Here is a 12,041-nt window from a genome sequence, read left to right on the forward strand (position 1 = left end):
GTCCTCCAGCCCGTCCTGCAGTCAGCGCTTCAAGCGCTCGATGAGCCACTCGCGCAGCGAGGGCCCGTACTCTTCCGTGTTCAACGCCGAGTCAACCGCAGCGCGCAGATAGCCCCCGGGATTTCCGAGGTCGTGTCGGGTGCCGCGGTGCACCACCACGTGAACGGGGTGGCCCTCGGAGATGAGCAGGGCGATTGCGTCGGTGAGCTGCAGTTCTCCCCCGGCTCCGGGCTCGATGCGACGCAGTGCGTCGAAGATCGCCCGGTCGAGCAGGTATCGGCCGGCGGCGGCGAAGGTCGACGGTGCGTCCTCTACGGCCGGCTTCTCGACCATGCCGAGTACCTTGAGCACGTCGGGGTTGGCGGCGTCCGGCACGACCTCGACGTCGAAGACGCCGTACGCGCTGACCTGTTCCTTGGGCACGTCGATCGCGCACAGCACAGAACCGCCACGCTTGGCGCGGACGCGCTGCATCGTCTCGAGCACGCCGACCGGCAGCACGAGGTCGTCGGGCAGCAGCACGGCGATCGCGTCCTCGTCGGGATCGAGCGCCTCTTCGGCACACGCCACGGCGTGACCGAGGCCGAGCGGCTTCTCCTGGACCACGGACTCGACCTCGAGCAGCCCCTGGGCCTTGCGGACCTTGGCGAGGAGCTCGTACTTGCCCTTCTCCTCGAGCTTGGACTCGAGGACGAGATCCTCGACGAAGTGCGCGACCACGCCGTCCTTGCCCGGCGCCGTCACGATGAGAAGGCGTTCGGCGCCCGACTCCGCGGCTTCACCCGCCACGAGCTCGATGCCGGGCGTGTCGACCACCGGCAGGAGTTCCTTCGGAACCGTCTTGGTCGCGGGAAGGAACCGCGTCCCCATACCTGCTGCGGGGACAACCGCGGTCTTGAAATGCCGCGTGCCTCCGGTCGTACTGTTCGTCATAGACTCCCACCCTAAACTTCGGCCACCGAGGACGGTGGTTCGGCGATCGTAAGGCGCAGACATGCCCCCACCCCCGAAAGCGGTCTGGCGTGACCGCATTCTTACAGCTCGGCGCGAGCTGAGTGCTGCGAGGCGCAGAATCGAGGACACCGCGCTCGCCACGGTGGCCTCGACGCTGGCCCCGGCGGGGTCGATGGTGTGCGCATATGTGCCCGTGGGTTCGGAGCCCGGATCGATCGCGCTCCTCGACGCTCTGACCGAGGCCGGAACGACGGTGCTCGTCCCGGTGACCCGCACCGGCGAACCGTTGTCGTGGGCCCGCTACATGGGCGAGAAGACGCTGATGGCGGCCGATTTCGGGCTGCGCGAGCCGGGTGGTGAGATCTTCCCGCCCGAGGCGGTGGCGAAGGCTCACACGGTGCTCGTCCCGGCCCTGGCGGTGGACGCGCGGGGCGTGCGGCTCGGCCGCGGCGCCGGCTTCTACGACCGCACCTTGCACCTCGCCTCACCCGAGGCCGTGATCATCGCGGTGGTCCGCGATGAAGAGCTCGTCGACGAACTCCCCGAGGACCCCCACGACATCCGTATGGGATGGGCGCTGACACCCGGGAAAGGGCTGGTCCGGCTCGGTAGCGGCGACCGTGCGGAACAACACACTCCCTAGCGCTGTTGGCACTGTCGGCGGTAGAGTGCCAAAACTGCAGTACGACGAATACTGCGGTTCGACGAACTGGCGGAGGATCAACCGGTGCCCACCTACTCATATGCCTGCACGGCCTGCGACAACAAGTTCGACATCGTGCAGTCCTTCAGTGACGACTCCCTGACCGAATGCCCGCAGTGCGAGGGCAAGCTGCGCAAGCTCTTCAACTCGGTCGGCATCGTGTTCAAGGGCAGCGGCTTCTACCGCACCGACTCCCGCAGCGGCAGCACCGCGAGCGAATCCGCGTCGACGAGCTCGACCAGCTCCTCGTCGAGCGACAGCAGCTCGTCGTCGAGCAGCACGTCCTCGGCTCCGGCGGCCGCCGCGAGCTGACCTCCGGACTCCTTTGTCCACAGGCGGTCGAGTCATCCACAGACCGCCGTCTCCGAGGGTTCATCGGGGCCGACAGAGCATCCCCACCTTCTAGGTTCGGGGCATGCCCGTCGGCCCTTTCTCGTTCCTCCAGCGTGAGCGCGCGCATCCGCACCACTCGCGCTCCTCTGCGGGTGCCTCGCTGCAGCCCACCTTCCCCGACCGGTTCGTCGAACTCCTCCGCCCCGGCTGGTTGCGCATCGTCCGGGCCCGCCGGATCGCGGCCGGACTCCTCGCCGTCCTCGCGGTGATCCTCGCGCTGCGCGGCGACCCCGACACCGATCGTGTGGGTGTCGTTGTCGCGGCTCACGATCTCGCGCCCGGGCACACCCTCACGGCCGACGACGTCGCTCACGTGGAGCGCGATCGGTCCACTGTGGTCGCCGGGACCCTGCACGACATCGACGACGCCGTGGGCCACACTCTCGCCGGCCCTGTGCCGGCCGGTGAACCCCTCGTGGACACCCGCCTTCTCGGTCCTCGTCTCGCCGCAGTCGCCACCGGCTCCACCGAGGCCCGCGTAGTGCCCATCCGCCTCGCCGATGCCGGGGTGAGCGAACTGCTCCGTGAGGGCGACCGCGTCGATGTCCTGACGGTGACGGAGACCGAAGAGGGACCCCTGCCCGGCGCCCACGTCCTCGCCCGGGGTGCGGTGGTGGTGCTGGCCGAATCCGACAGGCCGGCGCGGGATCGGAACGAGCGGGTCGTGCTGGTCGCGCTGGAGCCCGAACCTGCCACGGCGGTCGCAGCGGCGTCACTCGTCAGCGCTCTGACCGTCACACTGCACTGAGCATCCGCTCGTTTCCCCAGCGCAATCGCCACCCGTAACCGACCTCGCGGTTTATCGTGTGAACGTCCGTGTGACCTACCTCATGTGAGCGGCTCCGGCGGACAGGCCGCGAGAAGGAGCACACCATGCTGAAGGGCTTCAAGGACTTCATACTCAGGGGCAACGTCCTCGATCTCGCCGTCGCGGTCGTGGTCGGTGCGGCATTCACCGCTATCGTCACAGCGTTCACCGCGAACATCATCGAGCCGCTCATCAGCGCGGTGGGCGGCGACAACGAGATGGGCTGGGGCTTCGAGATCGTGAGCGGCAACCCGGAGACCTTCGTGAACATCGGCGCGGTGATCTCCGCGATCATCAACTTCATCATCATCGCCGCGGTCGTGTATTTCGTGCTCATCGTCCCCGCCAACGCGGCGAAGAAGAAGTTCGTCACCGAACCGGAGGACAAGCAGGCCAGCGCCGAGGACCTGCTCATCCAGATCCGCGACATCCTCGAGGCACAGGCCGGCCAGGCTACTCAGGGCGCTCACGCCAAACCCAACCCGGGAATCGAGTAGGTGGTCGACGACGAAAAAGACCGGGCCCGCTCGAGATTCGAGCGAGCCCGGTCTTGTCGTGCTGTGTTCGGCCTGAGCCGGACGTCTACTTAGACGGTCCAGGGAGCGCCGTAGGTGGTGACGTTGTCGCCGTTGGCCGTGATGGCGCGGACGAACGGACGGACCTGGACGGCGCCGAGGACGCCGGAGGCCGTGCCGTGGACGTTGGAGAACTGAACGGTCTTGAAATCACCGTCGAACTCGCCCTCGGCGACGACGAGCTCCTCGATGCCCGGAGCCGGGGTCAGCTCGAGCTCGGCGTAGGCCTGCGGAAGGATGTCGGTGACCGTGGCGGATGCGCCGTCCTTGGCACTCAGTCCGACCTCGAGCTGCGGGGTGGAGTAGGTGACACCGATGGCACCGTCGATGCTGCCTGCCCAGGCGAACTGGTAGCCGAACTGGAAGGTGGTGCCCTCGGCGTCGGCAGCGCCCTCACCGAGAAGGTTGGCGGTGCCGCGGCCGTTGTGGAAGAACTCGCGGTTGAACGGGCTGCCACCGAGGGCCGGAACACCCTGGATGAAGGTGTCTTCCTGGGTCACGACGACCTCGAGGCCGTCGGAGACGATGCGGTTCTGGTCGTTGACCTCGGCCGAAGCGGCGCCCGAGGCACCGAGCACCAGACCGAGGACGGCGGCACCGGCGACGGTGGCGTTACGAGCGGCCTTGAAGCCACGCGACTTGATTCCCATGATTACTCCGTTTGTGGTGGTGGGGATTTCTTGCGGGATGGCGCGGAGCAGGACTAGAGGGTCCAGACCTGGCCGTAGGTGGTGACGTTGTCGCCGTTGTCGGTGATCACGCGGACGAACGGACGGACGGAGACCGGACCGATGACGCCGGTCGCAGCACCGTGGACATTGGCGATCTGGACTTCCTTGTAATCGCCGTCGAACTCACCCTCAGCCACGACGATTTCTTCGATGCCAGGAGCCTGACTCAGTTCGATGCCAGCAGTAACCTGAGGCAGAATGCTGCCCACGCCGATGTCGGTGGACTGGTGCTCATACTCGCCACCATCCTCGATAACGGTCCAGAGCTTCTTGCCGTCCTTAGTGCCGTCGACGGTGGCCTGGACTCGCTTCTCTTCGTCCACGACGACGCCCGAGTAGTCGACGTATTCGCCAGCAGGGTTCGTCAGCCAGACTTCCTCGACCGTGTCCGAATAGCCATAACCGAGGTCAGTGCCAAGCTCAGGAGAAGTCCAATTGAAGCCGATTGCCCCGTCGACGGATGCCGTCCACGCGACCTGGTAGCCGAACTGGAAGGTCGAACCCTCGAAGTCCGCCGCCTCGGGACCGACGATGTTGGCGATTCCGCGGCCGTTGTGGAACCACTCACGGCTCAGCGGGCTGCCACCGATCGGGGGCACACCGTTGATGAAGGTGTCCTCCTGCGTGACGATGACCTCGTGGCCGTTGGAGACGATCCGGTTCTGGTCGTTGACCTCGGCACCTGCGGCGCCGGCCGATCCGAGAACCAGACCGGCCACAGCAGCTGCTGCCACCGTGGCGTTGCGGGTGGCCCGGAAGCCACGTCGCGTCTGAATCTTCATGAATGCCTCATCCGTTCTCTGCGTGCCGGGTTGCGCACCGCGTCCGACAACAAGTGGTCGCCCTGTCGCCCGCGGGCCGCTGTCCACAGCGAACACACCGGCGGATCACCCGTCGGTGTGTCGGTACGTCCATCGTCCGCACGGTTTTGCTTTACCGATTCGTGACCGAGCCCAGGCCGTGAAGCCTGGGCTCGACCGGTTTGAACCTGAGAGGGAGATTAGACCGTGACCATTTCTGGAGCAACGCCTAGCTTTCGTAACGCTCCGGTATAGGCGCGGTGCAGGCCACACGCCCAGCGATTCACCGAAGCGGGCAAACCGGACGCTTTTCGGGGTGGAATATGTAACCCGGGATTACACGTACATGACCCGTCCACCGCCACATCGGCGCAGGTAGAAGCCACATATTTAGTGCACCCGGAGTGCAGGACGAAATGCCTTCTGTGACTGGAAACACAGATTCAAAAGATCGCGCGGACCAGATGGAGATGAACGGACCGTTGCGGCGACGTTTCGTTGCGGTCGACAACGGGTTGGAATCCGGTTGAGCGCAACTCGACATCAGTGATACAGATCACCCACCGGAATGGTGCGGAGGCACCTGCCTGCGCAGCCATTCATCCGAGTCGCCACCGCCGGAGTCGTTCTCGCCGCGTTCGTCGCGTGTCGTCTCGGGAAGTACATCCCCGAAGATGCGCGCCAGCCGTGCCCGGTCGATCCGGGCACGGCTCTGCTGCTGCTCGCCGGTCACCTCGTCGTGCGAGTGATCACGGTCGTCGGACACGGCGTCGTCACTCCTCCATCCAGGACAACTCTTCGATGACGTGTGCGGCGAGAGGCAACAACGTCGCCATCCCGTCGCGGATGGCGGGACGCGACGACGCGAGGTTCACCACGAGCGTCGATCCGGAGACTCCCACGAGACCGCGGGAGAGGCCGGCGTCGACGGCGCCCGACGCCAGGCCCGACGAACGCAGCGCCTCGGCGATGCCGCGGATCTCATGATCGAGTACGTCCTCGGTCGCGTCGGGAGTCACATCGCGCGGGGTGACACCGGTGCCACCGACGGAGATCACCAGGTCGACGCCGCCGATCACTGCGGTATTGAGTGCATTTCGGATCTCGACCTCGTCGGCAGCGACCGTGACGACACCGTCGACGGCGAAGCCACCTTCGACGAGAAGCTCCGTGACGAGCGGGCCCGCGGAGTCCGGACTGTCGCCGTGGGAGACGCGATCGTCGACGACGACGACGAGTGCGCGGCCTTTTCTGGGAGCTTCGAGTTCCATGAGGTCCACGGTAGTTTGCGGCTCGAAAGCATGCGGCTCTTGTACCGGAATGTGAGCTATGTCCATGTCGTTCCTCATCGTCCGGCCGAATCCGACGCAGTCACCACGTCGACTGTGGTCTCGTTGCCGTCGGGCGTCTTGTAGGTGATCTTCACGGTGTCCCCCGGCGCGCGGGAGCGGATCGCGGCGATGAGCGAGTCGCCGTCGGTCACGACCCGATCGTCGATCCGGACGATGATCGCGTTGTCGGGGATTCCGGCTCGGTCGGCCGGCCCGTCGGGCACGACCTCCACGACGCGCGCACCGTAGGCGTCGTCCCGGGACGGAACCTGGACACCGATGATCGCGTGCGTCGCCTTACCCGTGTCGACGAGTTCCTGCGCGACACGCCGGGCCTGTTCGACGGGGATCGCGAAACCGAGGCCGATCGAACCCGACTGTCCGCCGGCCGTGGCGATCGCGGTGTTGATGCCGACGAGGCGGCCTTCCATGTCGACCAGCGCACCGCCGGAGTTGCCGGGGTTGATCGCCGCGTCGGTCTGGATCGCGTCGATGACCGACGCCTGATTGGCGTTGTCCCCGCTCGTGGACACGGGCCGGTTGAGTGCGGACACGATGCCCGCCGTCACGGTGCTCTGCAGTCCGAGCGGTGATCCGACGGCCACGACCTCCTGGCCTACCGCGAGATTCTCCGAACTACCGAGTTCGATGGGAGTGAGATCGGTGCGCCCTTCGGTCCGGATGACAGCGATGTCCGACACCGCATCCGCACCGACGACCGTCGCCGGCGCGGTGGACCCGTCCGAGAAGAAGACCGTCAGTTGCGCCCCCTGACCTCCACCCGCCACGACGTGGTTGTTGGTGAGGATCAATCCGTCCGACGACAGGACCACGCCCGACCCTTCACCCGCGCCGGTGCGTCCTGCGACCTCGATCCGCACGACGCTCGGCACGACCTTGTCGGCGACGGCCTGCACGCTGCCCTCGGGGGCAGCGGCGACCGACTGGGTATCGGGCTTCGGAGCGTCGAGGGAGTTGACGACCGGTCCGGACGAATCGCGCACCGACCACGCGCCGACCGCGCCACCGATGCCGCCGCTCACCAGCGCGAGCGCGATGGCCCCCACGGCGAGGGCGGAGCGACCCGGCATCCGGCCGGATCCTGCGGTCGGTGGCGGAGGTGCCGACTGCTGGGGTGTCTGCGGGTAGGGGCCGGTGTATCCGCCGGGGCCGTACGGATGGGGTTGCGGTTGCGGTGCTCCCGCGCCGCGGGTGGGGTCCTCACTCATTCGTCACTTCACCTTCGTCCGCCGGGGCCACCGGACGCATACGGGTCGACGTCGGCGTGCGGTGGCCGATGATGCGGGGTGCGTCGAGCACCTCCGCGCTTCTTCGTCCAGCATGGACCGGGCAGCTGAGAGTCGCATCAGAAGTACCCGCGATTCTGCTGTCGAATTCATTCGATCTCGGTGGGGTGTGTCTCTCCGTCGAGGGCCGGTGTGCCGGGCAGCACGATGCGGATCAGCGCGCCGCCCCGATTCGACCGTTCGACGGCGATCGTCCCGCCGTGCTTCGTGACCATCTGTCGCACGATGGCCAGTCCCAGACCGGATCCCGGCATCGACCGCGCGGTCGTCGCCCGGTAGAACCGTTCGAACACCAGTTCGCGTTCCTCCTCCGGGATCCCCGGGCCGGCGTCGTCGACGGTCAGCTCCATCAGACCGCTGGCGATCTGCCGCATGTTCACGACGACGTCTTCCCCCGCCGGGCTCCACTTGGCCGCGTTGTCGAGGACGTTGACCACGGCGCGGGTGAGTCCGGCCTGGTCGCCGAAGACGAACCACTGCTCGGTGGTGGCCCGGAACTCGATGTCGGTACGCCGTCGACGCGCACGTTCGAGGCTGCGGTCCACCACCTCGGCGACGTCGACGACCTCGAAGACCGTCTCCGGCGCATCCTCACGAGCGAGGTCGACGAGATCGCCGACGAGCGTCGACAACTCCTCGATCTGGCCGATGACGTCGGCCCGCAGCTCGGCCATGTCCTCGTCGGGCAGGCTCGGTGCACCGGGACGGCTCGCGGCGATGAGCAGTTCCATGTTGGTGCGCAGCGAGGTCAGTGGTGTCTTCAGTTCGTGGCCGGCGTCGGCGACCAGCCGGCTCTGCCGTTCTCGCGACTCGGCGAGCGCACGCAGCATCATGTTGAAGCTCTCGGTGAGGCGGGCGAGCTCGTCGTGCCCGGTCACCCGGATGGGCCGCAGGTCGTCGGTGCGCGCGACCCGCTCGGCGGCGGCGGTGAGCCGGGCGACGGGACGCAGACCGGTGCGGCCGACGGTCGCGCCGACGGCGGCGGCGAGCACCACCCCGCACCCGCCGACGATGAACAGCACACTCGCCAGGCGGTTGAGGATCTCGACGGTGGGACGCAGTCGCTGCGCGATCACGACCGTGCTGCCGTCGGGCATGCGCTGGGCCAGTACGCGCTGCTGGGCGACGGTGCGCAGCGACGACTCCCGGTCGCCCTCGGCCACCGCCAGTTCGGGTTCGCCGATGGGCACCGACGAGCCCGGCGGCACGTACCTGCCGAGATCCGGGTAGATCAGGGCAACGCTGATGTCGGAGCTGTAGAGCTGGGCCCCACCGATGTAGCGCGGGTCGTAGGTGATGAGGGTGCTCGACTCGACGAGCGCGGCGGCCCGCGCCCGCAACTGGGTGTCGACCTCCGAGTACAACGCCCGCGAGACCACGGCGTAGGCCGCGATGGAGGTGACGGCGACGGCGAGCGCCACTGCGCCGGCCGCGAGAAGCGTGACGCGGATGCGCAGCGGCACCGAGCGGGTCAGGAGAAGAGGTGGTCGCATCAGGTCGCTCACGGCGGGGTCTCGCGCAGCACGTACCCGACGCCGCGCACCGTGTGGATCAGGCGCGGTTCCCCACCGGCCTCGGTCTTGCGTCGCAGATACCCCACGTAGACCTCGAGGGCGTTGCCGGAGGTCGGGAAGTCGTAACCCCACACCTCCTCGAGGATGCGGCTGCGCGTGAGGACCCTCCTCGGGTTTGCCATGAGCATCTCCATCAGGGAGAACTCGGTGCGGGTGAGGCTGATCGGCCGGTCGCCGCGAGTGACCTCGCGGGTCGCAGGGTCGAGGCTGAGGTCGGCGAACCGCAGCACCTCGTCGGCGGACGAGTCCGGGTCGGGCGCGGCACGACGCAGCAGCGCCCGCAGTCGCGCGAGCAGTTCCTCGAGCGCGAACGGTTTCGGCAGGTAGTCGTCGGCCCCCGCGTCGAGACCCGCGACCCGCTCCGAGACGGAGTCGCGCGCCGTGAGGACGAGGATCGGCAGGTCGTCGCCGGTGCTGCGGAGCCGGCGGCACACTTCGAGGCCGTCGACGCGCGGCATCATGACGTCGAGCACCATCGCATCCGGACGCGACGTCGCGACCTGTTCGAGGGCGTCCTGCCCGTCCGTCGCGAGGTCGACCGTGTATCCGTTGAAGCTCAGTGACCGGCGCAGCGACTCCCGCACTGCACGGTCGTCGTCGACCACCAGAATGCGCATGATCACCATTGTGGCCTGCGCCTACTGAGAGCGCGCTGAGAACCCGCGGTGGCCGGCGGGCTCTACGACTCAGTCGGTCCGCGGGTCGACCTCACCCCTGTGCACGGCCTCGACGAGCCTGCGGGGCACCTTCACGGTCGTTCCGTCGACCGTGATCGGCACGAGATCGGGGACCTTCGCCGTCCACTGCGACCGGCGGTGACGGGTGTTGGAGCGGGACTTCCTGCGTTTGGGGACTGCCATGTGGTTCTCCTTCGATGTCGGGACGTGCGGGATCAGGGTCGGCGCCGGCCGTACTTGCGTTCGAACTTCTCGACGCGACCGGCGGTGTCGAGCAGGCGGGCGGCGCCCGTCCAGAACGGATGCGAGTCGCTCGTGACGTCGACGACGATCAGCGGGTAGGTAACGCCGTCCGACCAGACGGTCGTGCGTTCGGATGTCGCGGTGGAGCGGGTCAGGAAGGTGGCGCCGGTGTTGGCGTCCTGGAAGACCACGGGGTGGTAGTCGGGATGCAGGCCTGATTTCATCGGTGTCCTTCTCTCTCGTTGTCGCGGCGGTCTGCCGGGAGGTCGTCACAAGGGTCTTCGTGGAATCGGCCGAAGGGGTCGCGCCAGGTCGGCCACAGATCGGGGCGGGCGAACTCGTCGTCTGTCACGACCGCCGCGCGCAGCGTGCGGTCGATGAGTTCCGAGTCGGCGTCGTGGACGAGGACGACGATGCTCGTGTCCCGGTCGCCGTAGCGTTCGTCCCAGCGCAGCGACGCCATCGCGCGGCGTTCCGCCGGGATCTCGCGCTGCTGATCGGGAGTCATCGACGCGAGCCATGGCCCCGCGTGAGCGACCCGCAGTCCTCCACCGGCTGATTCGACGAGCAGCGCATTGTCGGGTTGGGTGGCGACCCACAGTCGTCCGCGGGCGCGCACGACGCCGTCGAGCAGCACGTCGATCGCGTGGTGGAGACGTTCCGGATGGAACGGCCGGTCGGCGGAGAACTCGACGAGGCGGATTCCGCAGTCGTCGTCGAGAGGCGGTTGACCTCGTAGGAGAGGCGAGTGCGCCCCGTCGATCGCCCCCCGACGGGCGGTGGCGGGTATCTCCCGGAGGAGCCGCTCGACGTCCGGTTCCCCCGCCCACGCGATCGGCGCGTCCGGGGCGAGTCGGGTGAGCACCGCGTGCAGGCGCGCCTGCTGCCAGCCGTCCGCTCCGGGGAGCACCACCAGCGCATCGGCGAACTCGACCTGGCCGACGACGACCTGCGCCAGGGTGCGGTCGTCGTCGACACGCTCGTTCAGTTCGTCGTCGCCCGTCGCGTCCTCGAGCCAGGTCGCGGCGTCGAGGCAGGTCACGACGCCGTCCACCCGGACATCGAGGGACGCGGGTCCGTCGACACGACCGACGATCCCGCTCACCACGACATGTTCGACTGCCCAGCACAATGCCTCGGGTTCGAGTTGCGGGTCGAGGTGCAGCACGATCCGGTCGACGCTGCTGTAGTCGCGCATGCGGCGCAGAAGCGGCACCAGATCCTCGCGCAGTGTGCAGGAGACGCACCCGTGCGCGAGTTCGAGGATTTCGGTGCGTTCATCCTCGACGGTGAGCACGGAGCGGCGGAGTACGCCCTGGTCGAGACCGGACAGGTCATGGTGGACGACCGCGGTGCCCGGACGCAGTAGTGACCGCGCGGCCTGCGCAGTCCGTCCGCGCCATCCGCAGACGATGACGAGCGGCGTCCTGATGTCCACAGCATTCCTTTCGATAACGATTGTCATTAACGATGTCGAAGCGTACAGTTGGCGGCGCACTTTGTCGAAAATGATTGTCGTTACCTACGAAAGGAGCCGACGTGTCGGCCACGTGCCAACTCACCGGACGGCGACCCGGTTTCGGGAGATCCGTATCGCACTCCCATGTCCGCACCAGCCGGCGGTGGAACCCGAACATCCAGCGCAGAACCTATTTCGTACCCTCGCTCGGACGCCGGGTCGCGCTGAACCTGTCCACCAAGGGCATCAAGATCGTCGACCGCGACGGCATCGAGAGCGTTGTCGCACGTCTGCGTGCCCGCGGGGAGAAGTTCTGATGGCAGCACGCAGCGAGATCCGGCCCGTCGTCAAGCTTCGCTCGACCGCCGGGACCGGCTACACCTACGTCACCCGGAAGAACCGCCGGAACGATCCCGACCGTCTCGTCCTGCGCAAGTACGACCCCGTGCTGCGCAGACACGTCGACTTCCGCGAGGAGAAGTAGTC

At 67.5% G+C, this 12,041-nt stretch carries 17 protein-coding genes; 6 read left to right on the top strand and 11 right to left on the bottom strand.

Translation table 11 applies throughout. From position 1 onward, the window contains the following. Nucleotides 1-21: 21 nt before the first annotated feature. Nucleotides 22-933 (bottom strand): UTP--glucose-1-phosphate uridylyltransferase, encoded by a 912-nt coding sequence (locus BLV31_RS20775; protein WP_006553794.1) that lies wholly within the window; start codon nt 931-933, stop codon nt 22-24. 61 nt (nt 934-994) lie between these two features. On the opposite strand from BLV31_RS20775, the gene BLV31_RS20780 reads away from it, so the two are divergent. The 4 genes from BLV31_RS20780 (at nt 995) to mscL (ending at nt 3,355) form a co-directional block, all read left to right on the top strand. Then, nucleotides 995-1,597 (top strand): 5-formyltetrahydrofolate cyclo-ligase, encoded by a 603-nt coding sequence (locus BLV31_RS20780; RefSeq protein ID WP_024103191.1) that lies wholly within the window; start codon nt 995-997, stop codon nt 1,595-1,597. 84 nt (nt 1,598-1,681) lie between these two features. Beyond that, a complete protein-coding gene (locus tag BLV31_RS20785) occupies nt 1,682-1,969 on the top strand; it encodes an FmdB family zinc ribbon protein (RefSeq protein WP_006553792.1) in 288 nt (95 codons plus the stop codon). 103 nt (nt 1,970-2,072) lie between these two features. Beyond that, a complete protein-coding gene (locus BLV31_RS20790; protein ID WP_064061780.1) occupies nt 2,073-2,798 on the top strand; it encodes an SAF domain-containing protein in 726 nt (241 codons plus the stop codon). A gap of 125 nt (nt 2,799-2,923) precedes the next feature. Continuing rightward, nucleotides 2,924-3,355, top strand: coding sequence for a large-conductance mechanosensitive channel protein MscL (gene mscL, locus BLV31_RS20795; protein WP_006553790.1), 432 nt, complete (start codon nt 2,924-2,926; stop codon nt 3,353-3,355). An 89-nt stretch (nt 3,356-3,444) separates the two neighbouring features. Here mscL and BLV31_RS20800 read toward each other — a convergent pair whose 3' ends face one another. From BLV31_RS20800 to mrf, 10 genes are all read right to left on the bottom strand, one after another. Beyond that, nucleotides 3,445-4,083: an MspA family porin gene (locus tag BLV31_RS20800; protein WP_064061779.1), complete on the bottom strand. Its 639-nt coding sequence runs from the start codon at nt 4,081-4,083 to the stop codon at nt 3,445-3,447. 53 nt (nt 4,084-4,136) lie between these two features. Next, nucleotides 4,137-4,946, bottom strand: coding sequence for an MspA family porin (locus BLV31_RS20805; RefSeq protein ID WP_064061778.1), 810 nt, complete (start codon nt 4,944-4,946; stop codon nt 4,137-4,139). Nucleotides 4,947-5,520: 574 nt separating this feature from the next. Next, nucleotides 5,521-5,730, bottom strand: a complete 210-nt coding sequence (locus BLV31_RS20810; RefSeq protein WP_064061777.1) for a hypothetical protein — start codon at nt 5,728-5,730, stop codon at nt 5,521-5,523. A 7-nt stretch (nt 5,731-5,737) separates the two neighbouring features. Further along, complete coding sequence (locus BLV31_RS20815; protein ID WP_006553786.1) at nt 5,738-6,235, bottom strand: MogA/MoaB family molybdenum cofactor biosynthesis protein; 498 nt, start codon at nt 6,233-6,235, stop codon at nt 5,738-5,740. 74 nt (nt 6,236-6,309) lie between these two features. Further along, on the bottom strand, nt 6,310-7,524 hold the full coding sequence (locus tag BLV31_RS20820; RefSeq protein WP_174556320.1) for a S1C family serine protease: 1,215 nt from the start codon (nt 7,522-7,524) through the stop codon (nt 6,310-6,312). Between the two features lie 167 nt (nt 7,525-7,691). Beyond that, nucleotides 7,692-9,095, bottom strand: a complete 1,404-nt coding sequence (locus BLV31_RS20825; RefSeq protein ID WP_050993447.1) for a HAMP domain-containing sensor histidine kinase — start codon at nt 9,093-9,095, stop codon at nt 7,692-7,694. A gap of 8 nt (nt 9,096-9,103) precedes the next feature. Continuing rightward, complete coding sequence (locus BLV31_RS20830) at nt 9,104-9,793, bottom strand: response regulator transcription factor (protein WP_006553783.1); 690 nt, start codon at nt 9,791-9,793, stop codon at nt 9,104-9,106. A gap of 69 nt (nt 9,794-9,862) precedes the next feature. Then, nucleotides 9,863-10,036, bottom strand: a complete 174-nt coding sequence (gene rpmF / locus BLV31_RS20835) for a 50S ribosomal protein L32 (protein ID WP_006553782.1) — start codon at nt 10,034-10,036, stop codon at nt 9,863-9,865. A gap of 32 nt (nt 10,037-10,068) precedes the next feature. Beyond that, a complete protein-coding gene (locus tag BLV31_RS20840) occupies nt 10,069-10,320 on the bottom strand; it encodes a type B 50S ribosomal protein L31 (protein WP_064061775.1) in 252 nt (83 codons plus the stop codon). Next, entirely contained in the window at nt 10,317-11,534 is a 1,218-nt protein-coding gene (mrf, locus tag BLV31_RS20845) for a ribosome hibernation factor-recruiting GTPase MRF (RefSeq protein WP_064061774.1), read from the bottom strand. The genes BLV31_RS20840 and mrf overlap by 4 nt, the downstream gene beginning before the upstream one ends. A gap of 101 nt (nt 11,535-11,635) precedes the next feature. On the opposite strand from mrf, the gene rpmB reads away from it, so the two are divergent. Then, nucleotides 11,636-11,872, top strand: a complete 237-nt coding sequence (rpmB, locus tag BLV31_RS20850; RefSeq protein ID WP_006553779.1) for a 50S ribosomal protein L28 — start codon at nt 11,636-11,638, stop codon at nt 11,870-11,872. After that, nucleotides 11,872-12,039: a 50S ribosomal protein L33 gene (gene rpmG, locus BLV31_RS20855; RefSeq protein ID WP_006553778.1), complete on the top strand. Its 168-nt coding sequence runs from the start codon at nt 11,872-11,874 to the stop codon at nt 12,037-12,039. Before rpmB ends, rpmG begins: the two co-directional genes overlap by 1 nt. Nucleotides 12,040-12,041 lie beyond the last annotated feature (2 nt).

It is taken from the genome of Rhodococcus pyridinivorans (genome assembly GCF_900105195.1).
Classification (GTDB): Bacteria; Actinomycetota; Actinomycetes; order Mycobacteriales; family Mycobacteriaceae; genus Rhodococcus; species Rhodococcus pyridinivorans.